Origin of the sequence: Alistipes sp. D31t1_170403_E11 (genome assembly GCF_015553985.1) — a bacterium.
GTDB lineage: Bacteria > Bacteroidota > Bacteroidia > Bacteroidales > Rikenellaceae > Alistipes > Alistipes montrealensis.
Genome location: NZ_JADNHQ010000023.1, coordinates 1 through 1,838, shown reverse-complemented (window position 1 = coordinate 1,838; position 1,838 = coordinate 1). Strand labels below are relative to the sequence as shown.

At 44.6% G+C, this 1,838-nt stretch carries 1 protein-coding gene; it reads right to left on the bottom strand.

Annotation, left to right across the window (positions count from 1 at the left end; genetic code table 11):
- Positions 1–236: 236 nt before the first annotated feature.
- Positions 237–1,481 carry a site-specific integrase gene (locus tag I2E69_RS15145; protein WP_195462059.1) on the bottom strand — a complete coding sequence of 415 codons (1,245 nt, stop codon included), beginning with the start codon at positions 1,479–1,481 and terminating at the stop codon, positions 237–239.
- Positions 1,482–1,838: the final 357 nt, after the last annotated feature.

Sequence of the window (1,838 nt, the reverse complement as noted above, 5' to 3'; positions counted from 1 at the left end):
TTTTAAAATAAAAAGTTCACAAGCAAAGATATGAAAATGCTGCATCGTTTACAAATAAATTATTAAAAAAATTTACCAATATAACATATCCGCAGAGGATCGGCTGTTAACGGTTACGATTCGGACAATATGATTCTACGACGGTTACAGATTGTAATCGTCGTTTTTAGGTGTTTTCGGGTATTCCGGCCGAATATGTCTGATGTGTGACCTTCTGTGTATACACAAATCCGGCCTCAGAAACGCTCTTGAACCCGATCCAGGTCTGAATCCGGATACAATGTATCGAGCCGTTTCGAGAGGCGTTCCATGTCGCCGTCGAGTTTCGAGTGTGTGATGGTGGCATAAATTTGCGTAGTGCGGATATTCTTATGCCCCAGCAACTTACTGATAGTCTCGATTGCCATTCCCTGCGAAAGGGTGATCGTCGTGGCAAAGGTATGGCGGGCCGAGTGGAACGTAATGTGCCGCGGAATGCCTGCCAGGGACATGATGCGTTCGAGGCAGATGTTGCACCAGCCGTTGCTTGGAAGGTTGAATATCTGCGCGTTACGCTGTCTGGGCTTATATTTCAGCAGGATGGCATACGGAACGGCGAAAATCCGCACATTGACGGTAGCTCCGGTTTTGCGACGTGTCGTGCTGATCCACAACTGTTTACCATTCTGTTGAATGTGCTGGGATGTAAGCAGGCTGAGGTCGATATAGGAGAGCCCCGTGAAGCAACTGAACAAAAACGCATCCCGCACCAACTGCAAAGTAGCGTCGTCGAGCTCCAGGCGGATTAGTTTACGTATCTCGGCCATGGATAGATAGTTTCGAGTGACAAATTCGCTGTGCAGTTTGTAATTGGAGAAGAGGTCCTTGGACATATAGCCCTTACTACGAGCCAGCATAAGCACATGCTTGAGTGCGATCATGTAAATCCAAGTCGTGTTTTTCTTGTGTCCGCACTCCTGTGCAATGTACTGGTGAAACCCCGTCAGGAACTCCTTGTCAAGCTCTTTGAACAGCAAATCCTTGCGGTTGAACCGGTCGTTGACATAGCTTTCGAGATGGTTGTAAACACACCTATATTTATAATAGGTCGTTTTGCTGCGGCTAATTCCGACCATCCGGCTGAATTCTTCGTTGTGATGCTTGAAAAAAGCAAGCAGCGTTTCATTGCGCTGGTCGTTACCGAAATACATCTCCTTGACCATTCCCGGGGTGACCAGCGAATGCTCGTAGAATAACGTATTATAACATCGTTCGATGTGGAAGCGAATCTGGGCGAGTTGTTCGTTTGTACGTACGGCAACCGCGCTGCGTCCTGCCACTCGTCCCATACTCACACTCCACAAATTCGGATTCACAGATAGTTGCGTCGACAGCTGCGTCCGCTGTCCGTTGATCGTAATGCGTCCCATTATCGGTGTGTTCCCATTGCGTAAAGGCGCATTCTTCTTGATGTAAAACAGTACTTTGAACGTGTTTCTCATTCCCTTCTAACCTTTATTGAAACAATAAGTTAACCGCGATAAAGGTAATGATAAAGTTACTGCCAAATGGTATACTAATTGGACCAAATGTCTTATTTTGGCTAAGTTATCCCCTTTTTGACAGTAACTATCTGGTTACAGAACCCGGATACGCGGAGGTAACGCCTATTCATCTTACACGCTTAGTACCAAACTATTATGTTTTTTTAGGAAAATCGGGCTTATTTCCTGCAATTATCATATATACAGAGGCTTAATATGCAAATTTTGGGATGCTAGATTTTTATTTTAAAATTTTATTAAAATTAACGCTTATGGTAAGAAAAATTGTACTATCGTTAATTGCTATTTTGGGCC